Source organism: Streptomyces sp. NPDC058664 (assembly GCF_042716635.1).
Taxonomy (GTDB): Bacteria; Actinomycetota; Actinomycetes; order Streptomycetales; family Streptomycetaceae; genus Streptomyces.
This window is the reverse complement of sequence record NZ_JBHXRW010000022.1, coordinates 64,085-86,400: the sequence shown is the minus strand read 5'-3', so window position 1 is coordinate 86,400 and position 22,316 is coordinate 64,085. Positions and strand designations below refer to the sequence as shown.

23 protein-coding genes, 1 other RNA gene and 1 pseudogene are annotated in these 22,316 nt (G+C 74.4%); 12 read left to right on the top strand and 13 right to left on the bottom strand.

Annotated elements, in window-relative coordinates:
* Nucleotides 1-132 precede the first annotated feature (132 nt).
* Entirely contained in the window at nucleotides 133-963 is an 831-nt protein-coding gene (gene ddaH, locus ACFWUY_RS19590) for a dimethylargininase (RefSeq protein ID WP_384109514.1), read from the top strand.
* A gap of 94 nt (nucleotides 964-1,057) precedes the next feature.
* Nucleotides 1,058-1,501 carry a hypothetical protein gene (locus ACFWUY_RS19585; RefSeq protein WP_384109511.1) on the top strand — a complete coding sequence of 148 codons (444 nt, stop codon included), beginning with the start codon at nucleotides 1,058-1,060 and terminating at the stop codon, nucleotides 1,499-1,501.
* Between the two features lie 132 nt (nucleotides 1,502-1,633).
* Here the strand turns inward: ACFWUY_RS19585 and ACFWUY_RS19580 are convergent, their stop codons facing one another.
* Nucleotides 1,634-2,617: a small ribosomal subunit Rsm22 family protein gene (locus ACFWUY_RS19580; RefSeq protein ID WP_384109508.1), complete on the bottom strand. Its 984-nt coding sequence runs from the start codon at nucleotides 2,615-2,617 to the stop codon at nucleotides 1,634-1,636.
* A 125-nt stretch (nucleotides 2,618-2,742) separates the two neighbouring features.
* On the opposite strand from ACFWUY_RS19580, the gene ACFWUY_RS19575 reads away from it, so the two are divergent.
* Nucleotides 2,743-3,459: a hypothetical protein gene (locus tag ACFWUY_RS19575; protein WP_384109505.1), complete on the top strand. Its 717-nt coding sequence runs from the start codon at nucleotides 2,743-2,745 to the stop codon at nucleotides 3,457-3,459.
* Nucleotides 3,460-3,507: 48 nt separating this feature from the next.
* Here the strand turns inward: ACFWUY_RS19575 and ACFWUY_RS19570 are convergent, their stop codons facing one another.
* Entirely contained in the window at nucleotides 3,508-4,788 is a 1,281-nt protein-coding gene (locus ACFWUY_RS19570; protein ID WP_384109672.1) for a multidrug effflux MFS transporter, read from the bottom strand.
* Between the two features lie 83 nt (nucleotides 4,789-4,871).
* Between ACFWUY_RS19570 and ACFWUY_RS19565 the strand changes: the two genes are divergently transcribed.
* Complete coding sequence (locus ACFWUY_RS19565; protein ID WP_384109502.1) at nucleotides 4,872-5,888, top strand: Gfo/Idh/MocA family protein; 1,017 nt, start codon at nucleotides 4,872-4,874, stop codon at nucleotides 5,886-5,888.
* On the opposite strand, the gene ACFWUY_RS19560 is transcribed toward ACFWUY_RS19565, so the two are convergent.
* Nucleotides 5,875-7,506 carry an alkaline phosphatase D family protein gene (locus ACFWUY_RS19560; protein WP_384109499.1) on the bottom strand — a complete coding sequence of 544 codons (1,632 nt, stop codon included), beginning with the start codon at nucleotides 7,504-7,506 and terminating at the stop codon, nucleotides 5,875-5,877. The two genes, ACFWUY_RS19565 and ACFWUY_RS19560, sit on opposite strands and share 14 nt — an antisense overlap.
* A 102-nt stretch (nucleotides 7,507-7,608) precedes the next feature.
* Here ACFWUY_RS19560 and ACFWUY_RS19555 point away from each other — a divergent pair, with 102 nt between their 5' ends.
* Complete coding sequence (locus tag ACFWUY_RS19555) at nucleotides 7,609-8,385, top strand: SDR family oxidoreductase (RefSeq protein ID WP_384109496.1); 777 nt, start codon at nucleotides 7,609-7,611, stop codon at nucleotides 8,383-8,385.
* Between the two features lie 125 nt (nucleotides 8,386-8,510).
* Here ACFWUY_RS19555 and ACFWUY_RS19550 read toward each other — a convergent pair whose 3' ends face one another.
* Nucleotides 8,511-8,834 carry a nuclear transport factor 2 family protein gene (locus ACFWUY_RS19550; RefSeq protein ID WP_384109493.1) on the bottom strand — a complete coding sequence of 108 codons (324 nt, stop codon included), beginning with the start codon at nucleotides 8,832-8,834 and terminating at the stop codon, nucleotides 8,511-8,513.
* 171 nt (nucleotides 8,835-9,005) lie between these two features.
* On the opposite strand from ACFWUY_RS19550, the gene ACFWUY_RS19545 reads away from it, so the two are divergent.
* Nucleotides 9,006-9,440 carry a hypothetical protein gene (locus ACFWUY_RS19545; RefSeq protein WP_384109490.1) on the top strand — a complete coding sequence of 145 codons (435 nt, stop codon included), beginning with the start codon at nucleotides 9,006-9,008 and terminating at the stop codon, nucleotides 9,438-9,440.
* A gap of 63 nt (nucleotides 9,441-9,503) precedes the next feature.
* On the opposite strand, the gene ACFWUY_RS19540 is transcribed toward ACFWUY_RS19545, so the two are convergent.
* Complete coding sequence (locus ACFWUY_RS19540; protein ID WP_384109488.1) at nucleotides 9,504-9,965, bottom strand: VOC family protein; 462 nt, start codon at nucleotides 9,963-9,965, stop codon at nucleotides 9,504-9,506.
* Nucleotides 9,966-10,181: 216 nt separating this feature from the next.
* On the opposite strand from ACFWUY_RS19540, the gene ACFWUY_RS19535 reads away from it, so the two are divergent.
* On the top strand, nucleotides 10,182-10,733 hold the full coding sequence (locus tag ACFWUY_RS19535; RefSeq protein ID WP_384109485.1) for an SMI1/KNR4 family protein: 552 nt from the start codon (nucleotides 10,182-10,184) through the stop codon (nucleotides 10,731-10,733).
* 79 nt (nucleotides 10,734-10,812) lie between these two features.
* Complete coding sequence (locus ACFWUY_RS19530) at nucleotides 10,813-11,322, top strand: DUF1203 domain-containing protein (RefSeq protein ID WP_384109482.1); 510 nt, start codon at nucleotides 10,813-10,815, stop codon at nucleotides 11,320-11,322.
* A 66-nt stretch (nucleotides 11,323-11,388) separates the two neighbouring features.
* Here the strand turns inward: ACFWUY_RS19530 and rnpB are convergent.
* Nucleotides 11,389-11,787, bottom strand: an RNA gene (gene rnpB / locus ACFWUY_RS19525) — RNase P RNA component class A.
* A gap of 66 nt (nucleotides 11,788-11,853) precedes the next feature.
* Nucleotides 11,854-12,138: pseudogene (locus tag ACFWUY_RS19520) on the bottom strand (Uma2 family endonuclease); the annotation flags it as partial.
* 133 nt (nucleotides 12,139-12,271) lie between these two features.
* Here ACFWUY_RS19520 and ACFWUY_RS19515 point away from each other — a divergent pair.
* Nucleotides 12,272-13,063 carry a MerR family transcriptional regulator gene (locus tag ACFWUY_RS19515; protein ID WP_384109479.1) on the top strand — a complete coding sequence of 264 codons (792 nt, stop codon included), beginning with the start codon at nucleotides 12,272-12,274 and terminating at the stop codon, nucleotides 13,061-13,063.
* On the top strand, nucleotides 13,060-13,992 hold the full coding sequence (locus ACFWUY_RS19510) for a hypothetical protein (RefSeq protein ID WP_384109476.1): 933 nt from the start codon (nucleotides 13,060-13,062) through the stop codon (nucleotides 13,990-13,992). Before ACFWUY_RS19515 ends, ACFWUY_RS19510 begins: the two co-directional genes overlap by 4 nt.
* Here the strand turns inward: ACFWUY_RS19510 and ACFWUY_RS19505 are convergent.
* On the bottom strand, nucleotides 13,937-15,406 hold the full coding sequence (locus tag ACFWUY_RS19505; RefSeq protein ID WP_384109473.1) for an RNB domain-containing ribonuclease: 1,470 nt from the start codon (nucleotides 15,404-15,406) through the stop codon (nucleotides 13,937-13,939). The genes ACFWUY_RS19510 and ACFWUY_RS19505 overlap by 56 nt on opposite strands.
* 203 nt (nucleotides 15,407-15,609) lie before the next feature.
* Between ACFWUY_RS19505 and yaaA the strand changes: the two genes are divergently transcribed.
* Nucleotides 15,610-16,377: a peroxide stress protein YaaA gene (gene yaaA / locus ACFWUY_RS19500; protein ID WP_384109470.1), complete on the top strand. Its 768-nt coding sequence runs from the start codon at nucleotides 15,610-15,612 to the stop codon at nucleotides 16,375-16,377.
* Nucleotides 16,378-16,440: 63 nt separating this feature from the next.
* Complete coding sequence (eda, locus tag ACFWUY_RS19495) at nucleotides 16,441-17,103, top strand: bifunctional 4-hydroxy-2-oxoglutarate aldolase/2-dehydro-3-deoxy-phosphogluconate aldolase (RefSeq protein WP_384109467.1); 663 nt, start codon at nucleotides 16,441-16,443, stop codon at nucleotides 17,101-17,103.
* Here eda and ACFWUY_RS19490 read toward each other — a convergent pair.
* The 5 genes from ACFWUY_RS19490 to ACFWUY_RS19470 are packed head-to-tail and all read right to left on the bottom strand — an operon-like array spanning nucleotide 17,100 to nucleotide 22,107.
* Complete coding sequence (locus tag ACFWUY_RS19490) at nucleotides 17,100-17,981, bottom strand: hypothetical protein (RefSeq protein WP_384109464.1); 882 nt, start codon at nucleotides 17,979-17,981, stop codon at nucleotides 17,100-17,102. The genes eda and ACFWUY_RS19490 overlap by 4 nt on opposite strands.
* A gap of 23 nt (nucleotides 17,982-18,004) precedes the next feature.
* Complete coding sequence (locus ACFWUY_RS19485) at nucleotides 18,005-18,811, bottom strand: GNAT family N-acetyltransferase (RefSeq protein WP_384109461.1); 807 nt, start codon at nucleotides 18,809-18,811, stop codon at nucleotides 18,005-18,007.
* A 49-nt stretch (nucleotides 18,812-18,860) separates the two neighbouring features.
* A complete protein-coding gene (locus ACFWUY_RS19480) occupies nucleotides 18,861-20,549 on the bottom strand; it encodes a bifunctional RNase H/acid phosphatase (protein ID WP_384109458.1) in 1,689 nt (562 codons plus the stop codon).
* Nucleotides 20,549-21,292 carry a zinc ribbon domain-containing protein gene (locus tag ACFWUY_RS19475; RefSeq protein ID WP_384109669.1) on the bottom strand — a complete coding sequence of 248 codons (744 nt, stop codon included), beginning with the start codon at nucleotides 21,290-21,292 and terminating at the stop codon, nucleotides 20,549-20,551. The genes ACFWUY_RS19480 and ACFWUY_RS19475 overlap by 1 nt, the downstream gene beginning before the upstream one ends.
* The gene (locus ACFWUY_RS19470) at nucleotides 21,289-22,107 is read right to left on the bottom strand and encodes a Nif3-like dinuclear metal center hexameric protein (RefSeq protein ID WP_384109455.1); all 819 of its coding nucleotides are present in this window, start codon (nucleotides 22,105-22,107) and stop codon (nucleotides 21,289-21,291) included. Before ACFWUY_RS19470 ends, ACFWUY_RS19475 begins: the two co-directional genes overlap by 4 nt.
* Nucleotides 22,108-22,316 lie beyond the last annotated feature (209 nt).

The following is a 22,316-nucleotide window of genomic DNA, read 5'->3' as shown; positions in this document are numbered from 1 at the left end:
GTCTCGCCTGAGGGGGTCGGTGGGCCGCTCCCGAACCACCCGAACGGTCCACAGCGTGCGGGGCCCCGAAGGCGGACCATGGGGTCCACCGATCCTCGGTTCTTCCGTCCACCCGTCCGTGAGGAGCCCTCATTGCGCCCCACTCCGCGCTCGTCCTCGCCCCGCCGTTACCTGATGTGCCCACCCACGCACTTCGCGGTGACGTACTCCATCAACCCCTGGATGGACCCCACGAAACCGGTCGACCTGCCGCTGGCCCTCGCCCAGTGGGAGGACCTGCGCGACCGCTACCGCGCGCTCGGCCACACCGTCGAGCTCCTCACCCCCGACCCGGCGCTGCCGGACATGGTCTTCGCGGCGAACGGCGCCACCGTCGTCGACGGCCGGGTCCTCGGCGCCAGGTTCGCCCACCGCGAGCGGGCGGCCGAGGCGGACGCGCACCTGGCCTGGTTCCGCCGGAACGGCTGGCCGGACGAGGCCGTACGGGTTCCGGAGCACGTCAACGAGGGCGAGGGCGACTTCGCCGTCACCGCCTCCTGGATCCTCGCCGGGCGCGGCTTCCGCTCCAGCCCGCTCTCGCACCACGAGGCGCAGGAGTTCTTCGGCCGCCCGGTGATCGGCCTCGAACTGGTGGACCCGCGCTACTACCACCTGGACACCGCGCTGTGCGTCCTGGACGACGCCCGCGACGAGATCATGTACTTCCCGGACGCCTTCTCCCCCGGCAGCCGCGCGGTGCTCGCCCGGCTCTTCCCCGACGCCCTGATCGCGACGGCCGAGGACGCGGCGGCCCTCGGTCTCAACGCGGTCGGTGACGGCCGCCACGTCCTGCTCCCCCAGGCGGCGGTGGGCCTCTTCGAACCCCTGCGGCGGCGGGGCTTCGAGCCGGTCGGCATGGACCTGAGCGAGCTCCTCAAGGGCGGCGGCAGCGTGAAGTGCTGCACCCAGGAGCTCAGGCCCTAGGGCGGGACGGGCGGTCCAGGGGGTCGACTCCCCCGGCCCGCGTCCGTAGAGTCCCCCTGATCCGCGGAAACGTGACGTCAGGGGGGCGTTGTCGATGCGCGTGCGTGACAGGCTCCGGTACGCCATGGTCCTCGTCGCCGTCGTGCTGCCGGTCACCGGCTGCCAGGTCGGGGAGCCGCTCGCGTGCACCAAGGTCGGCGCCGATTCCGGAGTGGGCGTCGCCTACCGGCCGGCCGACTTCCCCGCGGGCGCCCGCCTCCGGCTCTGCGCCGACGAGGTGTGCCGGGACCTTCGCGCCACGGAGCCGTCCGCCCCCTTCGGCCTCCTCGACGTGGTCCTGCCCGAGGCCGTGGGGGAGCAGCGGACGGCCGTGCGCCTCACGGTCACCGACCCGGCCTCCGGCCGTGCGGTCTACGACCGGACCGCGCAGGTCACGCTGCGGAAGTTCACCCCCAACGGCCCGAACTGCGAGCCCACCGTCTGGCGGGCCGGCCTCCGCGCGGACGTCCGGAACGGCCTGGTCCCCACCGACGACTGACCGAGCCCCTCGTCCCTCCGACGACCGGCCGAGCCCCTCGTACCACCGACGACCGACGACCGACCGGGCCCCTCGTCGCCCGGCGGCGACCGACCGGGCCCCTCGTCGCCCGGCGGCGACCGGCCGGCTTCCTCAGTCCTCGTCCCGCGGCGGCCAGGAGTCTCCCCAGTCGACGTCACGGGCGTGCTTGTAGAGGGGCCCGTGGCGCTTGGTGACCGTCTCCCGGGCGAGCCCGTCGGGGCCGCACAGGTCGAGGAGGACCAGGCCCTTGCGGATCTGGGGCCTCCGGGTGACCCGGGAGACCGCAGGAGCCGCCGGTTCCCTGGTCGCCGCCACGTAGCTGAACTTCTCGTCCTCGTACGGCAGCGAGCCGCCCTTCACCTTCCGGTGGAGCGAGGAACGGCTCACCCGGGCCGAGAAGTGACACCAGTCCGTGCCCGGCTCGATCGGGCAGGCCCCGCTGTGCGGGCAGGGCGCGGCGACGGTGAACCCGGCGTCGACGAGCAGGGCCCGGGCGGCGATGATCCGCTCGTAGCCGTCGGGGGTGCCGGGCTCGACGATCACCACGGTCCGCGCCGCGCGCGCCGCCTCGGTCACGAGCGCCGCCCGGTCGGCCGCGGTCAGCTCCTTGAGGACGTACGAGACGGTGACCAGGTCCGTGTCCGCGAGCCGGAGCGCGCCCCCGATCCTGGCCGTGCGCCACTCGGCATCCAGGGTCCCCGCGGCGAGTTCCCGGCCGAGCGCGAGGGCCGGCTCCGCCCAGTCGAGGACGGTGGTGCGGGGCGGCTCTTCCGCCCAGGCCTCGGCGACGGCCCAGCTCGCGGCGCCCGTACCGCCGCCGACGTCGGTGTGCGTACGCGGCTCCCAGTCGGGCGCGGCCTCGCGCAGCGCGCCGAGGGCGCCGCGTACCGCCTCGAAGGTCGCCGGCATCCGGTACGCGGCGTACGCGGCGACGTCGGAGCGGTCGCGCAGTACGGGGGCGTCCGTGGGAGTGGTCCCCCGGTAGTTGGCGATCAGCCGCTCGACGGCCTGGGCTGCCCGGTTGGGCGGCAGCCCGTCGAGGAGCCCGGCGAGGGCGGCGCGCAGGGAGTCGGCGGAGGGGGCGGAGGCGTTCACCTCGACATTTTAGGGGGTGGGACGGGGCCGGCGGAGTTGGTCGATCTCCCGCCGATGATGTTGGGTGTCCATGCCAAGTTGATCACTTGTCATCGGACACAGAATCGGACACAGAAGGAGTTCAGGTGAGGACTGCCGTACGGGGGACCGCCGTGGCAGCGGCACTGGTGCTCGCGCTGACGGGATGCGGGCCGGAGGGAGACCCGGCGACGGGGAACACGAAGCCCTCGGCCGCTCCCGGCGCGAACCAGCAGGAGGCGGAGCAGGGCGGCGGGCAGGACGGCGGGCAGGGGACCGACCAGGGGGCGGATCCGTCGCAGGCCCTCATGCTGGACGCGACCGGGCTGCTGAACGCGCTGCCGATCGAGTCCCAGGTGGGGGACGTCATGGTCGGGGGCGACCGCTTCGTGGTCCAGGAGGGCGAGGCCGCCGAGTACTGCGCCAAGGAGGAGGGCATCTCCTGCGCCGGTCTCGTCGCCGCCTCCGGGAAGGACATGGAGGCGCGGGGCAGCTCCGACGACGCCCGCGTGGAGTTCCGGCTCTACTCGTTCGAGACGGCCGATCAGGCGAAGACGGCGATGAAGGGCCAGGTGGACCGGTGGCGTGAGGCGGACGCCTCGTCCGGCGGCCGCTGGCAGCGGAAGACCGTGGACTCCGGGGCCGACGAGACCGAGGCGGTCCGGGACGACGAGGTCGACGTCGACGTCGTGGTCATGCGCCTCGGCACCGTCGTGGCGCACATCGTCGCGAGCGACGTCCTGCCCGAGAACGTGCGGCACGCCGCCATCGTCCAGGCCAGTCAGGTCCAGGCCCTCGGCGAGACCGGGAGCCGCGGGTACTGACCCCCCGGGGCGCCCCGGCACCCCGACGCCCCGGCGGGCACCGTCCCGTCAGACGCCCGTGGCCTCCCTGCCGGAGCGCCACGGGCGGCACAGGCCGAGGAAGCAGGCGACGGCGAGGGCGGCGCACGTGAGCTGGACGACCGCCATGGGGACGGCCGTGTGCTCGCCCGCGATGCCGACGAGCGGGGAGGCGACGGCGCCGACGAGGAACGAGGTGGTGCCGAGGAGCGCGGAGGCGGACCCGGCGGCGTGCGGGGTGCGCATCAGGGCCTGGGCGTTGGTGTTCGGCATGGCGAGGCCCATCGCGGACATGAGGACGAACAGTCCGGCGGCCACCGGCCCGAGCCCGACCTCGCCGAAGACGCCGCTGGTCATGAGGGTCAGCGCGAGGGCGGCGAGGAGGATGGTCCCGAGGCCCCAGCCGAGCGCCTTGTCGAGGCTGACGCGGCCGATGAGCAGCTTGCCGTTGATCTGGCCGACGGCGACGAGCCCGATCGAGTTGAGTCCGAAGAGCAGGCTGAAGGTCTGCGGCGAGGCCCCGTACAGGTCCTGCACGACGAACGGCGAGGCCGCGATGTACGCGAAGAGGGCCGCGAAGGCGAGGCCGCCGGTCAGCATGTAGCCGGTGAAGACCCGGTCGGCGAGGAGGCCCTTCATGGTGCGCAGGGCTTCGCCGACCCCGCCCTCGTGGCGCCGCTCGGGCGGCAGCGTCTCGCCGAGGAAGCGCCAGACGACGAGGGTGAGGAGGACGCCGATCACGGTGAGGACGTGGAAGACGCCCCGCCAGTCGGTGATCCGCAGGATCTGGCCGCCGATGAGGGGCGCGATGATCGGGGCGGCGCCGGAGATCAGCATCAGGGTGGAGAAGAAGCGGGCCATCTCGACGCCGTCGTGGAGGTCGCGGACGACGGCGCGGGCGATGACGATGCCGGCGGCGCCCGCGAGGCCCTGGAGCAGCCGGAAGCCGATGAGGAGTTCGGCGGTGGGCGCGAGCGCGCAGACGGCGGTGGCGAGGACGTAGACGACCATGCCGACGAGCAGCGGGCGGCGGCGCCCCCACCTGTCGCTCATGGGGCCGACGACGAGCTGGCCGAGGGCCATGCCGGCGAGGCAGGCGGTGAGGGTGAGCTGGACGGTGGCGGCCGGGGCGTGCAGGGCGTCGGTGACGTCCGGCAGCGCCGGCAGGTACATGTCCATGGAGAGCGGGGGCAGGGCGGTGAGTCCGCCCAGGACGAGAGTGACGAGCAGCCCGGCCCGCCGGGCGGCGGTGACGACGGGCGCGGTTTGGGTTATGTGGCCTTGTGTTGTTTTCTGGCCGCTTTCCGGCATCGACTGCTCCATCTCGTTGAATCCTTGCCTATGCTCTCAGCTCGACCGGCATGGTCGAGACCTCTCAGGGATGGGTGGGGAACATGGGTGAGAAGGTGCGCTGGGGAATCCTGGCGACGGGCGGCATAGCGGAGCGGTTCACGACGGACCTGCTGACGCTCGACGGTGCGGAGGTCGTCGCCGTGGCCTCCCGCACGGAGGCGTCGGCGAAGGCCTTCGCCGACCGGTTCGGCATCCCGCGGGCGTACGGGGGATGGGACGGGCTCTTCGCCGACGAGGACGTCGACGTGGTGTACGTGGCGACCCCGCATCACGCGCACCGGGAGGCGGCCGGCCGCGCCCTGGAGGCGGGAAAGGCGGTCCTCTGCGAGAAGGCTCTCACGCTCAACGCCCGCGAGGCGGAGGAACTCGTCACTCTCGCCCGGGACCGTGGCCTCTTCCTGATGGAGGCCATGTGGATGTACTGCAACCCGCTGATCCGGCGGCTCGTGGAACTGGTCCGCGCGGGGGCGATCGGCGAAGTCAGGACCGTACAGGCGGACTTCGGGCTCGCGGGCCCGTTCACGGCGGACCACCGGCTGCGGGACCCCGCGGTGGGCGGCGGGGCGCTGCTCGACCTGGGCGTGTACCCGGTGTCGTTCGCGCAGCTCCTCCTCGGCGAGCCGGACTCCGTCCAGGCGCACGCGCTGCTCTCGCCGGAGGGCGTCGACCTCAACACCGGCATGCTGCTCGGCTGGTCGGAGAAGGGCGCGTCGGCACTGCTGTCCTGCTCGCTCGTCGCGGACACGCCGCTGACGGCGTCCGTGACCGGCACGCTCGGCCGGATCGACCTGCCGCGCGGCTTCTTCTTCCCCGAGCGGTTCACGCTGCACCGCGACGGCCAGGAGCCGGAGGAGTTCGTGAACGAGGACGATCCGCACTCCCTCCGGCACGAGGCCGCCGAGGTCATGCGCTGTCTGCGGGCGGGCGCGACCGAGTCCCCCGTCGTGTCCCTCGACGGCTCGCTCGCCGTGATGCGGACGCTCGACGCGGTACGTGACCGCGTCGGCGTCCGCTACCCGCAGGAAGAGCCGCGGGAGGCGCTGGTCACGCCGGTGTGAGGCCCGGGGCGCCCGCCTCCGTGACGAAGGAGGCGGCCGTGGTGACGGGGGCGCCCGGGCTCGTCACGTACGGCACCGTACGGAAGTCGGCCCGGGCGCCGTCCTCGCCGAGGGCGACCGTGACGTAGCCGCGCCGCCCGTTGAAGAACCTCAGGTGCGGGTTGGCCTGCGTGAGCCTGTCGTAGTTCGACGGGCGGTCGGCGCCGTCCTTGCCGCTGCTGATCGAGGTGGCGACGATCTCGGTGCCGACGGTCCGGGAGGCCGGGTCGCGGAAGTCGGCCTTGATGTCGAGTCCGTAGCCGACGTGGACGTCCCCGGTGAGCACCATGAGGTTCTCGACCCCGGCGGCCTCGGCGCCCGCGAGGAGCCGCCGCCGGGAGGCCGGGTAGCCGTCCCAGGAGTCCATGGAGAGCTTGAAGTCGGCGGTGGGCCGGTCACGGCGCTCGGCGAACACGACCTGCTGCGGCAGGACGTTCCAGCGGGCGCGGGAGGCTCCCCAGCCGTCGAGCAGCCAGCGCTCCTGGGCGGCGCCGGTCATCGTCCGCGCCGGGTTCTCGGACTCCGGTCCCGGGACCTGCCAGCCGTCCCCGTACGCCTGGTCGGAGCGGTACTGGCGGGTGTCGAGGATGTCGAACTGGGCGAGGTTCCCGAAGCGCAGGCGCCGGTAGAGCCGCATGTCGGGGCCCTCGGGCCGCTGGGGCGCGCGCAGGGGCTGGTGCTCCCAGTAGGCGCGGTAGGCGGCGGCGCGGCGGAGCAGGAACTCCTCCGGCGGGACGCTGTTCTCGGGGGTGCCGCCCGCGTAGTTGTTCTCGGTCTCGTGGTCGTCCCAGGTGACGACGAAGGGGTGGGCGGCGTGCGCGGCGCGCAGGTCGGGGTCCGACTTGTAGAGGCCGTAGCGCAGCCGGTAGTCCTCCAGGGTGACCGTCTCGCGGTTGAAGACGGCCGGCAGGACGCGGTCGGTGTGGGCGCGGGCGCCGCCGGTGGCGTTCACGGCGTACTCGTACAGGTAGTCGCCGAGGTGGAAGACGACGTCGACGTCCTCGTCCGCGAGGTGACGGTAGGCCGTGAAGTACCCGTCGTGGTAGGCCTGGCAGGATACGGCGGCGAGCTTCAGCGCGGAGTTCCGGGCCCAGGGGGCGGGCGCGGTGCGGGTGCGCCCGACGGGGCTGGTCCAGCCGCCGACGCGGAAGCGGTAGAAGAACTCGCGGTCGGCGTCGAGGTGCTCCACCTCGACATGGACGGTGTGGCTGAACTCCGGGTGGGCGGTGGCCCGGCCGCGCCGGACGGTCCGGGTGAAGCGCTCGTCGCGGGCGAGCTCCCAGTGGACGGACACCCGCTCGGCGGGCAGCCCGCCCCCCGGCTCGAAGGGGCGGGGCGCGAGCCGGGTCCAGAGCAGCACGGAGCCGGGCAGGGGGTCGCCGGAGGCCACCCCCAGGGTGAACGGGTCCTCGGTGACGCGCCGGCCGTCGAGCTCGGCGGCGGCCGCGGCGCCGGCCGCGGGCAGCTGGGTGGCGAAGGCGAGCGCGGCGGCGGCGCCGGTGACGGTGAGGAACCGGCGGCGGCCCACGTGCCGTGCGGCGGCCCGTATTTCCTCGCTGTGGCCCTGTGTGTGCGTCATGTGCCCCTCCCCGGACGGATGTTCTCCTTCCGGTATTCGAGTGGGGCGGGGCGACGTCACGTTGTCGGGTACAGGACATCCACGTGTCGGACGGATGAGTTCATGGGGCACGCGTCTCGCGTACGCTGCGCGCCCATGAGCATCGCAGTGGTGACGGGAGCGGGATCGGGCATCGGCCGGAGCGTGGCGCTGGCCCTCGCGGAGGCCGGCTGGTCGGTGGCCCTGGCGGGGCGCAGGGCACAGGCCCTGGAGGAGACGGCCGCGGCCCTCCCGGCCGGGGACTTCCTGGCCGTCCCCACGGACGTGACCTCGGCGGAGGAGGTCGCGGCCCTCTTCACGGCGGTACGGGACCGCTACGGCCGCGTCGACCTGCTCTTCAACAACGCCGGTACGTTCGCGGGGGGCGGCGTCCCCACCGAGGACCTGGACCCGGCCACCTGGCGCGCGGTCGTCGACGTCAACCTGACGGGCGCGTTCCTCTGCGCCCAGGCCGCCTTCCGGGCCATGAAGGAACAGGACCCGCGGGGCGGCCGGATCATCAACAACGGCTCGATCTCCGCCCACGTGCCGCGCCCGCACTCGATCGCGTACACGGCGACGAAGCACGCGATGACGGGCCTGACGAAGTCCCTGTCGCTCGACGGCCGCCCGTACCGCATCGCCTGCGGCCAGCTCGACATCGGCAACGCGGCGACCGAGATGACGGCCCGCATGCAGACCGGAATCCTCCAGGCCAACGGGCAGCTCGCGGCGGAACCGGTGATGGACGCGGCGGACGTGGCGGCGACGGTGGTGCACATGGCGTCGCTGCCGCTGGAGGCGAACGTCCAGTTCGCGACGGTGATGGCGACGGGGATGCCGTACATCGGACGGGGCTGACGGGACGGGACCGGCGAAACGGGGCGGCCCGGCGGGACCGGACGGCCCCGCCGACCCGGCCCCGCGAGCCGGCCCCGTGCCGGCCGGACCCGCGCGGCTGGACCCGCGCGGTCAGACCCGCGCGGTCAGACCTGCGCGGTCTCGAAGCGGGCGATCTTCCCGGCCTCGACGGTGAAGCGCCAGCGGGTCCGCATCTCGCCCCAGGTGTCGTTGCGGAAGCGGGCGACCAGGTCGAGCCCGCCCTCCTTCTCGGACTCGATCTGCATGTGCCCGCGCGAGGCGAACACCTCCTTCTCCGTCCACTGCTCCAGGTCCCGGTCGGACCCGTCGTCGGACATGGTCGCGCCGGGCACGAGAGCCGCCCGGAAGGCCTCCTCGTCGTGGGCGTTGAGGGCCGTGACGAAGGCACGCACGGCGGGGTCGCTGAGCTGGTTCACGGGAATCGTCATGCCCCCACCCGTACACCGGGCGGGCGCGCGCCACGGCCCGGGCACGCGGAACTGTCACCTCCCTGACGACTTCTCAGCTCCACCCAGCCTACGAGCCGCGTGTTCACCGGCCCGGGGCGCGGCCGTCCGGGCATGGTCGGGGCAACCCCCGAAGCCACCCCAGGAGGAGCGATGCCGAACGTCGGCAAGGTCGTCAAGCTGTACGTGAAAGGGGCCCCGCTCGGGGTCGAGGACGGGGTGCCGGTCGGCTTCCTCGTCGACCGGGAGCGGGCGCCGGAGTGGCTGATCAGCCACGAGGCCGGCGGGTTCCGTCTCACCGCGAAGGGCACGGAGGAGACCATCGCGTCGGAGGGCACCGAGCGCGCCCCGGCGGTGGTCCGCCCCGACGACTCCCCCGCCTCGGTCTGGCGCCTCCAGCGCGTCGACGGCGACGGCGTCACGACGATCACCTCGCTCGCCGACCTCCGGGACGGCACGTACGTGATCGACCAGAACGGTCTGGCCCTCGGCCGCGACCTGTTCGAGGACCGGTCCCTCCTCCCCAAGCGCGTCTTCGTCCGTACGGACGACCGGGACCCCCAGTGGAGGATCGAGGTCCTCGACTGACCCCGTGAGGCCGTACCCCGTCCGGGACCCGAGTCCCCGGGCGGGGCGCGCGTCATCCCGGCGTCAGTCCAGACAGAACTCGTTGCCCTCGGGGTCGGTCATCACGATGAACCCGGTGCTCATCGGGGGCTCGGGCTCGAAGCGGCGCACCCGCTTCGCCCCCAGTCCGACGAGCCGGTCGCACTCGGCCTCGAGCGCCGCCATCCGCTCCTCGCCCTCGAGTCCGGGCGCCACGCGGACGTCGAGGTGGACGCGGTTCTTGGCGACCTTGTCCTCCGGTACCTGCTGGAAGAACACCCGCGGGCCCTGCCCGGCCGGGTCCTCGATGGCGGACCTCGTGTTGCGCTGGTCCTCCGGTACGCCGATCCGGGCGAGGAAGTCGTCCCACGCGGCCAGCGGGTCGGCGCCCTCGGGCAGGTCCACCCCGGGCGGGCCGGGGTGGACGTAATCCAGCGCGTCGCGCCAGAACGACGAGAGTGCCCGCGGGTCGTGGGCGTCGAAGGTGACCTGGAAGTGGCGGCTCATCGTGCTGCTCCGTTCGTTGCGGGTTCCGCTTCGATGGATCCACCCTGACACCCGTGGAGGACAGGATCGGTCCGCCATGCCAGGACGGCTCCGTGAACGAATCGAGCGACCCCGGATCTCGGTGGACGCCGCCGCGCTCCGGCGGAGAGACTGCCGAAGGCCGGTGCGACGCTCGGGCCGGACGAGAAGCACCCGACCGGGACGTGAGGGCACGGGATGACGAGCTGGGACGAGGCCGCCGTACGCGCGCGGATACGCGCGAGGGCGACGCGCGATCCGGAGCGAAAGCGCTTCGGGGCGGTCACGCACCGGTACGAACTGGCGCCCGCGCTGCCGGACGCGGAGATCAGCGCGTTCGAGGAGGAGCACGGCATCCGGCTGCCTCCGGACTACCGGTCCTTCGTGGCGGAGGTGGGCAACGGCCCCGCCGGTCCCGCGTACGGCCTGATGCCGTTGACCGTCCCCCGCTCCGGTGTCGACGACGACTGGGCCGTGGACGACGAGTGGCGGGAGGACCGCCGGCCGGGCCGGCTTGCCACGCGGTTCCCCCTCGCCGAGCCGCTCCCCGGCGCGATCGGCGCCAAGGACGAGGAACTGACCCCGGGCACGCTCATGCTGGCCGAAGAGGGCTGTGGGATGTACATCCGGCTGGTCCTGACCGGCCCGCGAGCGGGCGAGATCTGGCGCCTCGATCCGGACTGGGGCGGCTTCACGCCGGCGCGTCCCGACTTCCGCACCTGGTACACCGACTGGCTCGACGCCACGTAGTCCCTGCCCCGCCTCACCGCACAGCGCCCCGTCCGAATTCCGCCGGTAATACGGGGTCCGCCCCCGCCACCCTGGCCGTATGAGCACCCACCCCACCGCCTACCGCGCCCGTCCCATCCCTCCCTCGGCCCTCGCCGAACTGCGCGCCTCCGACGACGCCGGGCGCCCCTGCGTGCCGCACACCGCCACCGACGGCGGCGACCCGCTCCGCTGCTGCCTGCGCCCCTCCGCGCCCGGCGAGCGGATCGCGCTCGTCTCGTACGCGCCGCTGCGGCGCTGGGCCGCCGAGACCGGGGCCGAGCCGGGCGCGTACGACGAGCAGGGCCCCGTCTTCATCCACACCGAGGACTGCGGCGGCCCCGCGCCCTCGACGACGTACCCCTTCGCACGGGCGGGGGCGCTCCGGGCCCTCCGCCGCTACGACGCGGCGGGCCGAATCGCCGGAGGCCGTCTCCTGGAGCTCCCCGAGGCGACGGGCGAGGCCTTCGACCGGGCCCTCGAGGACGCCTTCGCCGACCCGGCCGTGGCCCTGGTGCACGTCCGGGCGGTCGAGTACGGCTGCTTCCACTTCGAGGTGCGGCGCCCCTGACCGGCAACGGAAGAGGGCCCCTGACCAGGCAAAGTGCCTGACCAGGGGCCCTCCCACGCGGGCCGACAGACGAGTCGGGCTGTACGCCGGGTTCTGTGCCCCGGGACCTCGCGGTCGTCGGGGCGACGGCCATCCATCTAGGACCGGCGTTGCCGCCGGCCTCCTGCGGTCTACCCGCGGACTCGGGCGAGCAGCCCTCGAACATCCGCGCAGGGACACCGGGGTGTCCCCTCTTGACCTTGCTCCGAGTGGGGTTTACCTAGCCGCCTGAGTCACCTCAGGCGCTGGTGGTCTCTTACACCACCGTTTCACCCTTACCGAGGACCGAGGTCCCCGGCGGTCTGTTTTCTGTGGCACTGTCCCGCGGGTCACCCCGGGTGGCCGTTAGCCACCACCCTGCTCTGTGGAGCCCGGACGTTCCTCGGGGAGATCCGGAGATCTCCACGCGGCCGTCCGCCCGGCTCGTCTGCCGTGCCGACCATGCTACCCGCCGATTCAGAGGAACTCCGCCGTCTCCAGGTCGAAGCCGAAGGGGGCGAACGTGAGGTCCGGGATGACGTGGTTCCTCGGCCGCTCCCCGGTGCCCGCCATCTTCAGGCCCTTGTTCCCCGAGACGTCCATGTCGACCAGGGATCTCCTGATCGCCTGCCTCATCACACGGCTGATGTACTTCTCGTGCTCCCCGTCCGGCGGCGGTGTCACGACGATCTCCCCCTCGACCAGCTCCGCGCGGAAGCCCTCCGGCGCGTCCAGCGCCAGGAAGCCCTCCAGCAGGACGTCCGCCTGCGTGAGCGATTCGTGCGGCATGGCAGTCATGTCGTCGGACTCGGGCATCGAGGCACCTGCCGTCCGTCGGATCGGGGTCGTTCTCCCGAGCGTGGCACACGATCCGGACGGGGCGGTGGATCACGCTTGACCCTGCCGCAGCGTCAGGGTTTCTACTGGGCGCATGCGTATCGGCGAGATCGCCGCCCTCGTCGGGGTCACCCCCCGGGCCGTGCGGCACTACCACCAGTCGGGGCTGCTGCCCGAGCCCGTGCGGCGGGCCAACGGGTACCGGGAGTACGGCATCAGGGACGCCGTCCTGCTCGCCCGGATCCGGCGGCTCACCGAGCTGGGCCTCGGGCTCGACGAGGTACGGGACGTGATCGCCGACGACGAGGGGCGGGGGCTCGTGGAGGTGCTGGAGGAGCTGGCGGAGGACCTGGCGCGCCAGGAGGCGGTGATCCGGGAGCGCCGGGCACGTCTCGCACCGCTCCTCGCCGAGGCGCGGGCCGGTCGGCTGCCCGCCGACGGGCCCGTCTCGCCGGAGCTCACGGCGCTGCTCGCGGGTCTCGGCGAGCTGCCCGAGTCGCCGATGGCGGCGAAGGACCGGGAGATCCTGGCGCTGCTCGACACCGTCGTCCCCGAGGCGGAGCGGGCCGGGCTGATGAGCCTGATGCACGAGGCGGCGGGCAGTGCGCGGGAGGTGTACGGGCTCCTCGACGCCCTCGCCGACGCGGAGCCGGACGATCCCCGGGTGGACGCGGCCGCCCGCGCCCTCGCCGCCGTCCTGCCGGACGGAATGGCCGTGGACCTGCCCGCGGAGGGCTCCGGCGGTCTCGCCGACGCCTTCTTCTCGGACCTGGCCCCGGCCCAGTCGGCGGCGGTACGGCGGGCGATCGGGCTGGTACTGACACGGCGGGTCGAGGACTCGTCGGAGGCGTCGGACGGATTCGGGAGAGGGGAGGCGGGACGGTGACGAGTACGGAGAACCCGCGGCTGCCGGCCGACGTGACGCCGACGGTCGGCGTCCCCGCCCCCGGCACCACGGGCGGGCCGCCACGCGGGCGGGTGCTGCGGCTCCTGCGCGGGGCCGCGTACGCCGCGCTGCCCGCCGAGGTCGTGCTCTTCGTCTGTCTTCTCGCCGGGGTGCGGATGCCCGGGGCGGTGCTCCTGGGCGGGGAGCTGCTCGCCCTGGGGCTGCTCGCCGCCGAGGGCGTCGTCTGGACGCGGCTGCGGCGGCGCGGGCTCTCCCGGCGGGAGGCGCTGGCCGAGCTGGTGCCCGGGCCCGTGCTGCGGATCATGGGGCACGAGCTGCGGATCATGGTCGGTGTGGTGCGGTGGGTGGCGCGGCGGCCGCAGGGGGTGGACGGCGCGGACGCGGTGTTCCCGCACGCCAGGGACCAGGCGGCGCTGATGTACGGCTTCGCGTTCGTGTGCCTGGTCGAGACGGTCGGCATGTCGTACCTGCTCGCCGACTGGCCCCTCGTCCACGCGGTCGTCCTCGTCCTGGACGTCTACACCGTGCTCTTCGTCCTCGGGCTGCACGCCGCCTCCGTGACCCGCCCGCACACCCTCACCGGGAACGTCCTGCGGCTGCGGCAGGCCGCGCACGTCGACGTGCGCGTGCCGCTCGACCGGGTCGCGGCCGTCCGGCACGAGCTGCTGTTCACGCACGAGAAGACCGAGGGCGAGCTGAACCTCGCCGTCGGCTCCCAGACCTCCGTGACCATCGTGCTGGCCGAACCGGTCGACGTGCCCAGGTTCCTCAGTGGCGCGCCCCGCCCCGTACACACCCTCCGGGTGCACGCCGACGACCCGCGCGCCCTGTACAGGGAGGTCTCGCGCGCGCTCACGCGGGCGCGAACAGCACCTTCGCCGATCCTGGATCCGCCTCCGTCAGCCTGACCCGCAGCCACTCCCCCAGCGGCAGCCGCGTCCCGCCGCCCGCGATCAGGGCGACGACCGCCGGATCGTCCAGGTGGACGGTGCCGACGGACGGCTCGCGTTCCTTCACGTCGATCACGTACGCGTCGAAGATCTCGCCGACCCTCTCCTTGAGCAGGGCCGCTTCGACGATGTCGACGCTCTCGCGCTCGACGGTGTTCGCTCGGCGCGAGCCGGCGGCCATCTCGTCGGGGAGGGCGGGCAGCGCGGCCCGTACCCACTCGGGCGGTTCGTCGCCCGCCACCGCCGCCACGCACAGCTCGCCCGCGTACCGGTCGACGAGCCGCCGCAGCGGTGCGGTGCAGTGGGTGTACTCGTCGGCGACGGCGGCGTGCACGGCCGGGGTGGGGACGTGGCCGTCGGTGAAGACGGTGTATCCGGCACCGCGCAGGAGGGTGGTGCACTCCTGGAGGAAGGCGGCGTGGCGCGGGTTCGTGGGGTCGGCGGCACGGACGACGTCCGCGTACGAGACGTGGTGCGGCCAGTCGACGCCGAGGGCCTGCGCGGAGCGGCGCAGGCGGGCGACGGCGCCGTCGGGGGCGGTGGGGAGGGTGCGCAGGATGCCGGTGCCCGCCGCGGTCATGAGGTCGGCGGCTGCCATTCCGGTGAGGAGGGAGATCTGGGCGTTCCAGCCGTCGGCGGGGAGCGGGGCCCGGTAGGCGAGGGAGTAGGTGCGGTCGCCGGGGCCCCGCTCGTCGCGCGGGGCCTGCTCGACGATCTCCTGTTCGGGGACGTTGAGGGAGATCCCGCCGCGTTCGGCTTCGAGGGCCTCGCGGAGCCGGCCGATCTCGCGGAGGAGGGCGACGGGCTCCTCCGCCGTACCGGTGTCGATCTGCCGCTGCACGCCCGCGTAGTCCAGTTTGGCGCGGCTGCGGACGAGGGCGCGGCGGACGTCGGTGGCGACCCTGCGGCCCTCGGCGTCGAGGTCGATCCGCCACAGCAGGGCGGGGCGGGGGTCGCCGGGGAGGAGGCTGGCGGCGCCCTCGGAGAGGACGGCGGGGTGGAGGGGGATCCTGCCGTCGGGGAAGTAGAGGGTGAGGGCGCGCCGGTGGGCCTCGGCGTCGAGGGCGGAGCCGGGGGTGACGAACGCGGCGACGTCGGCGATGGCGTAGTGGACGCGGTAGCCGCCGTCGGCCCGGCGGGCCAGGTGCATGGCCTGGTCGAGGTCGGTGGAGGTGGGCGGGTCGACGGTGAAGAAGGGCAGGTCGGTGGCGTCGTGCGCGGGAAGCCGGGGGGCTTTCGCGGCGGCCTCGGCCTCGGCGAGGACGGCGGGCGGGAAGTCCTCGGGGATCGCGAGCTCGGTACGGAGTGCGCGCAGGGCGGCCCGCAGCGGAGCCTCGGCTGCGCCGGTCACGTGCATGTGGCGGCGGGGCATGGACCGAGCGTAGGGCGGGGTTCCGGCGGCGGCACCCTGGACGGCGGTACGGCGGGGTCCGGAGCGGGCGTGAGCGGGGCCGTACGGCGGCACTCCGGCCGCGGCCCCCTTGAAGGCCGGGCGGCGGGGAAGGGGGCTCGCGCTTTGTAGTCTTGACGGCCGGGGCCGCACCCCCGATCCCGTACGGACGAAGGAGAACCACCGTGCTCGTGCTCTTGCCGCCCTCCGAGGGCAAGGCCTCCTCGGGGCGCGGGGCGCCGCTCAAGCCGGAGTCGCTGTCCCTGCCGGGGCTCGCGGAGGCGCGGGCGGCGGTCCTGGACGAGCTGGTCGAGCTGTGCGCGGCCGACGAGGAGAAGGCGCGCGAGGTCCTCGGCCTGAGCGAGGGCCTGCGCGGCGAGGTCGCGAAGAACGTGGAGCTGCGGACGGCGGGCGCCCGCCCGGCCGGGGAGGTCTACACGGGCGTGCTGTACGACGCGCTGGGTCTGGCGACCCTGGACGCGGCGGCCGGGAAGCGGGCGGAGGAAGCGCTCCTCGTGTTCTCGGGGCTGTGGGGCGCGGTGCGGGTGACGGACCGGATCCCGTCGTACCGCTGCTCGATGGGGGTGAAGCTGCCGGGGCTCGGCGCGCTGGGCGCGCACTGGCGCGGGGCGATGGCGTCCGTGCTTCCCGAGGCGGCCGGGGAGGGTCTGGTCCTGGACCTGCGTTCGTCGGCGTACGCGTCGGCGTGGAAGCCGAAGGGGGAGGTGGCGGCGCGGACGGCGACGGTGCGGGTGCTGCACGCGCCGACCCGGAAGGTGGTCAGCCACTTCAACAAGGCGACGAAGGGGCGGATCGTACGGAGCCTGCTCGAGGCGGGCGCGGCGCCGGGGTCGCCGGAGGAGCTGGTGGTGGCGCTGCGGGACCTGGGGCACGTGGTGGAGGAGGGCGGGAAGGCGGGAGCCCTTGACGTGCTGGTGGACGAGATCCACTGAAGGCTCATTGCATCCTACGCAACGATCGTTGCGCATCACGCACGTCATGGTCAGGATGAGGCCATGACGAGCGTGTTCGACCTTGCCCCGGAAGCCGCCCCCGTCCCCGTCGTTCCGGTCGTCGTGATCGAGGACGCCGCCGACGCCGTGCCCCTGGCGCGGGCCCTGGTGGCCGGCGGGCTGCCGCTGATCGAGGTGACCCTGCGCACCCCGGCCGCGCTCGACGCCGTCCGCGCGATCGCGGCCGAGGTCCCGGGCGCGGTCGTCGGCGCGGGGACGGTCGTCTCGGCGGCCGGGGTCGCGGACGCGGTCGGCGCGGGCGCCCGGTTCCTGGTCAGCCCCGGGTGGACCGGGCGGCTGCTCGGCGCGATGCGGGAGTCGGGGGTGCCGTTCCTGCCGGGGGTGTCGACGACCTCGGAGGTCGTGGCGCTGCTCGAACAGGGGGTGGACACCATGAAGTTCTTCCCGGCCGAGGCGGCCGGCGGCGTCCCGTATCTGAAGTCGCTCGCGGGGCCGCTCCCCCAGGCCCGTTTCTGCCCGACCGGCGGCGTCTCCCTCGCCTCCGCCCCCGCCTATCTGTCCCTGCCCAACGTCGGCTGCGTCGGCGGTACGTGGATGCTGCCGCCCGACGCCCTCGCGGCCCGCGACTGGGCACGGGTCGAGTCCCTCGCACGCGAGGCGGCGTCGCTGCGCCGACCGGGCGGGCCGTGCCTGCCGGGGCGCTAGAAGCCCAGGAGCGGGGTGTTGGCGAGCACCGCGAGGACGAAGAGGGACATGGGGACCAGGCCGAGCAGGCCGAGGACGACGCTGCGCAGCGCGAAACCGACGGTCGGGGGCACACCGGCGCGGCGCGGGCACTCGGGGTCGTAGAGGATCTCCGCCGTGCGGCGCACTTCCCCCCAGGCCCACATCGAGACCCTCGACGGCACGCGCGCGTACTTCTCGCCGTCGACGGTCGTGTACGAGAGGTAGGGGAACACCCAGAGCGAGGCTCCCTTCGACCAGATCTTGACGTGGCCGTCGATCCGGGCGACGACGCCGATACCCCGCCGGCGCAGGACCGCCATGGCGTGGAAGCGGCGGCCGACCCGCCAGAGCGGGACACCGCCGAGGATGCCGAGCAGCCCGCCGAAGGAGAGGGACACGGCGGCCGTCACGGCGGCGCGCGGGCCGGTCACGCCGATCACCGCGAGGAGCAGCGCGTAGCCGGCGAGCGCGGCTCCGACGCGGACCGCGCGCCGCGCCGACTCCCCGAGTCCGCCGCCCGCGCGGGCGGGTGCCGGGCGTACGACGGTGACCAGGGCGTGTCCGTCGGCGGCGGGGGTGACGCGTCCCAGGGCCGTACGGACATGGCCGGCGAACGCTCCGGCCGCGCGCGCGTTCGGTCCTGACAGGGCGACGGAGCCGCCGAGGCCGTGCCGGGCGCCGGAGGGATCCCCGGCGAGGACGACCCGCACCGTGCCGCCCGCCGTCTCCTCCACGGAGGCGATCGCGCGGACCGGCACCGTCCACGTCGTGCCGTCCCGCACGATCCTCAGGCGCGTGCCGTCGAACCGCGCGCGCGTACCCCTCCCCGACAGCACCGTCTCCACGGTCTCACCCACCCCTCCGGTCGACGTCCGCGCGATCATACGACCGCCGGTGCGAACTCCACCCCGAGGTGGTCGGTCACCGGTCGGTAACCGAGGCGCCGGTAGAGGGCGTTGCTGGTGGGGTTGGCCAGGTCCGTGAAGAGCAGGACCTGCTCGGCGCCGCCGTCCAGGGCGGCCCGGCTGACGGCGGCGGTGACCGCCGCCGCGTGGCCCCGGCCACGGTCGGCGGGCGGGGTGTAGACGAGGTGGACGCGGGCCTGGCCCTCGATCGTGCGGGAGACCGCGGCCATCGAGACCGGGCGGCCGTCGGGGGTCTCCCAGAGCAGCAGCCGGCCCTCGGAGACCCGCTCGGTGACCGGGCCCGTGAAGTCCTGCTCGGGGTCCTCCCCGATGTCCCGGGCGAAGCCGCGCGCCCAGGCGGTGGCGAGCGGTACGTCCGTCGTGTCCGCGACGCGGGCCCTGCCCGCGGGGGCGGGGTCCGGCGGGGTCAGCTCGCCGAGCCGGAAGAGCCGCATCCGGACGGTGGGCGTCCAGGGGCGGCCCGAGGCCTCCGCGTACGCCTCCACGGCAGCCGTCTCGCCGCGCAGCTCGGTCGGCTCCTCGCCCGCCGGGAGGACGAGGGCGCGGGCCGCCTCCACGGTCATCGCCCCGAAGGCGGGCACGCGGGGCGGCGACACGGCGAGCACGCCCGTGACGCGGCCGTCGGGCTCGGTCCACCAGCCGAGCCGGTCCGCCCGGTCCATGAGGGTCAGCACGGCGGTGTTGCGGGCGGGCTCGGCGGCCAGGTGCTCCGCCGCGGCGGTACGGAACGCGGCGGCGTCCTCGGTGAAGTGCCAGGTCATGACGGGATGGTGGTACGGGGTGAGGGCCCGGCGCCAGCCCTTGACGGCCTCAGTTCCGCAGGTGCGAGGTGTCGTTGAGGAGCCGCACGGAGGCGTTGCCGTCCGCGTAGTACGCCACGGCGGAGATCGACGCGGCCGACAGCTCCATCCGGAACAGCGACTCCGGCGGGGCGCCGAGCGCGAGCCGGACCAGGGTCTTGATCGGCGTGACGTGGGTGACGAGGAGGACGGTCCGGCCCGCGTGGGCGGCGGTCAGCCGGTCGCGGGTCGCGGCGACGCGGCGGGCGACGGCCGCGAAGCTCTCCCCGCCGCCGGTCGGCGCGGCCTTCGGTGAGGCGAGCCAGGCGTCGAGGTCCTCGGGGTGGCGCTCCCGGACCTCGCCGAACGTCAGCCCCTCCCAGGCGCCGAAGTCGGTCTCCCGCAGGCCCTGTTCGATCCGCACGTCGAGCCCGAGGCGGGCGGCGACGGCGGCGGCGGTCTGGCGGCAGCGGGTGAGGGGCGAGCTGACGATCTCCTGGATGGTGCCGCGCGCGGCGAGCGCCTCGGCGACGGCCTGCGCCTGCCGCAGTCCGGCCGGGGACAGCTCGGGGTCGGACCCCCCGCTCCCCGAGAACCGCTTCTCGGGCGTGAGCGCGGTCTCGCCGTGCCGCAGCAGCACGAACGTGGCGGGCGCCCCCATGTCGGGCCCGGCCCAGCCCTGCCGGGCGCCGGGGGTGCCGGGCATCGGATGCGCGGATCCGGGGGCGGCCACGGCGACGGTCTCGGCCTCCACGGCGGCGTCGGCGGCCATGCCGGGGAGCCCGGGAAGTCCGGCGACGGAGTGGTCGGCCTCGACGGGCCCGGCGTGGGTCCGGCCCGGCGCGGCAGGGGCCCCGGCAGGCCCGGCGGGGGCCTCGGCACCCGTGTCGGCGGTCCCGGCCGGCACGGCGGGGAGCTCGGACAGCACGGCAGGGGTCTCGGACGGCCTGGCGGCGCGTGGCGCGCGGTTCGGCGGCGTCGCGATGCCCGCCTCGGCCTCGAAGTCGCCCGACGCCACGAGGGCTTCCGCCGCGAACAGGCCGTCGTCCGGCCCGGTGCCCGGGGCGGACGGCCGCGACGCGGCGCTCGGCCAGGCGGCCGTTCCGGTGGCGGCGACCGGGGCGCCCTCGGTCCTGCCCGTACGGGCAGGCCGCGACGCGCCGAGCGCCGCCCTCGCACGGGCCGCGCCCGCCGCCGGGTCGCCGGGCGGGCCCGACGGGGGCAGGGCGGCGGCGTTGCGGGCGGCGGAGGCGTCGAGGCCGGCCGTCGAGGCGGAGGGCTCCCACGGGCGGCCCCGCCTGCCCGCGTCCATCGCCTCGTTCGCGAGCCGGTCCGCGTGCTTGTTGCGCTCGCGCGGGATCCACTCGTAGCGGACCCGGCCCGCGGGGAAGACCCGGCCGGCCTCGGCGGCGAGCGGCTTCATGTCCGGGTGCTTGATCTTCCAGCGGCCGGACATCTGCTCGACGACCAGCTTGGAGTCCATGCGGACGTGGACGGTGGCGTCCGGGAACAGCGCCCGGGCCGCCTCGAGGCCCGCCACCAGGCCCTTGTACTCGGCGACGTTGTTCGTCGCCACGCCGATGTACTCGGCCGTCTCCGCGAGCGTCTCACCCGTCACGGGGTCCAGGACGACCGCCCCGTAGCCGGCGGGCCCCGGATTGCCCCGGGAGCCCCCGTCGGCCTCGACGATCAGCTCTCGCGAAGACGGAAGCACGGACATTACAGACCGGACTCCGAGGTGCGGACGAGGATGCGGCGGCAGTTCTCGCAGCGGACGACCGCGTCGCGGGCGGCGGCGCGGATCTCGTTGACCTCGGTGATGTTGAGCTCGATGTGGCAGCCCTCGCACCTGCGCTGGTACAGCCGGGCCGCGCCGACGCCGCCCTGCTGCTCGCGCAGCTTCTCGTACAGCTTCAGGAGGTCGGCCGGGACGGAGGCCGCGATGAGCTCGCGCTCCTTCGCCACCGAGGCGGCTTCGGCGTCGAGCTGCGCCTCTGCGGCGTCGCGCCGGGCGGTGGCGTCGTCGGTCTTGGCCTGGACGGCGGAGACCCGCTCGGTCAGCTCGGCGAGGCGCTCCTGCACGGACTCGCGGCGCTCCATGACCTCGAGGACGATCTCCTCCAGGTCGCCCTGGCGCTTGGCGAGGGAGACGATCTCGCGCTGGAGGTTCTCCAGGTCCTTCGGGGAGGACACGGCGCCGGAGTCGAGGCGCTGCTGGTCGCGGGCGGCCCGCTGGCGGACCTGGTCGACGTCCTGCTCGGCCTTGGTCTGCTCACGGCCGCAGTCGCTCTCCTCGGTCTGCGCGGCGACGAGCAGGTCGCGCAGCTGGGTGAGGTCCTTGGTCAGCGACTCGATCTCGGCGTGCTCGGGCAGCGACTGGCGCTTGTGGGCGAGCTGCTGGAGGCGGACGTCCAGGGCCTGGACGTCGAGGAGGCGGATCTGGTCGGCGGGCGCGGCGTTCAGTTGGGGGCTCCAGGGGAGGTGTGGTGGGAGGACCAGGGGTCGGTGACCGTCTTCGAGACGTGGACGCGGAGGTCCCAGCCGTGGCGGTCGGAAATCTCGTCGAGCTGGGCGGCGGCCTGCTCGCACCAGGGCCATTCGGTGGCCCAGTGGGCGGCGTCGACCAGGCCGAGCGGTGAGTGCTGGGTTGCCTCGGAGACCGGGTGGTGGCGCAGGTCGGCGGTGAGGAAGGCGTCCACGCCGGCGGCTCGTACGGCGTCGAAGAGGCTGTCGCCGGAGCCGCCGCTGACGGCGACGCGGCGCACGGTCATGGCGGGGTCGCCGGCGACCCGGATGCCCTGCGCGGTGGCGGGCAGCCGCTTCGCGGCGCGCGCGGCGAACTCCGCGAGGGTCTCGGGGTGGTCGAGTTCACAGATCCGGCCGAGGTTGTTCTCGGGCACGAGGGGGCCGGTGACGCGGAGGTCGAGGGCACCGGCGAGGGCGTCGGAGACGCCGGGGTCGGCGGTGTCGGCGTTGGTGTGCGCGACGTGGAGGGCGATGTCGTGCTTGATGAGGCCGTGCACGACACGGCCCTTGAAGTGGCCGGCCGCGACCGTCGTCGTACCGCGCAGGTAGAGCGGGTGGTGGGTGACGATCAGGTCGGCGCCGAGGACGATCGCCTCGTCGGCGATCTCCTGGACGGGGTCGACGGCGAAGAGCACGCGGGTGACCTCGGCGTCGGGGTCACCGCAGACGGTGCCGACGGCGTCCCACGACTCGGCCCGCTCGGGTGGCCAGAGGGCGTCGAGCGCGGCGATGACTTCAGACAGACGGGGCACGGAGGAAAGGCTACCTGGCTCACGTGTCCCACCGTCGTGCCCGGTGCGGGGGCCACCGGTCCGGGGGCGTGCGGCCGCCGGTCCGGGCGTACGGCCGCCCGGCCCGGGACGTACGGCCGCCCGGCCCAGGGACGTACGAAGGCCGAGGCGGCGGCGTACGGGTCCGCGTGTACGGGGTACTCGCGGGCGCCGGTCCGGGGAGGGCACGG